The organism is Paenibacillus sp. GbtcB18, from assembly GCF_019091125.1.
Taxonomy (GTDB): domain Bacteria; phylum Bacillota; class Bacilli; order Paenibacillales; family NBRC-103111; genus Paenibacillus_F; species Paenibacillus_F chitinolyticus.
In genome coordinates this window covers 1-239 of record NZ_JAGXJX010000809.1, presented here as the reverse complement: position 1 = coordinate 239, position 239 = coordinate 1, and the positions used below count along the sequence as shown (strand labels likewise).

1 protein-coding gene is annotated in these 239 nt (G+C 56.1%); it reads right to left on the bottom strand.

Going from position 1 to position 239, the window contains the following annotated elements:
- Positions 1-4 precede the first annotated feature (4 nt).
- Complete coding sequence (locus KVT34_RS31035) at positions 5-238, bottom strand: hypothetical protein (protein ID WP_369016308.1); 234 nt, start codon at positions 236-238, stop codon at positions 5-7.
- Position 239 lies beyond the last annotated feature (1 nt).

Below are 239 nucleotides of genomic sequence, written 5' to 3'. Positions count from 1 at the left end.
TTGTTTAAAGTTTAATTCCATCATAAAGTATCCACTCCTCCGTCAGACCACATTCAGGGTTTAATAGGGTATGTTTAAGCCACTCCTCGTCTCTGCGCTGCGGAAAATCTCCACGGTAATGCCCGCCGCGGCTTTCTCCACGGCGCGGCGCGGCTTCGGCTGTCAACAGCGCGCGGGCCGGCAAATTACCAAATTCGTAACCTCCCCTGCGGGAAGGGCATGGGCGGAGGGACGGCAGT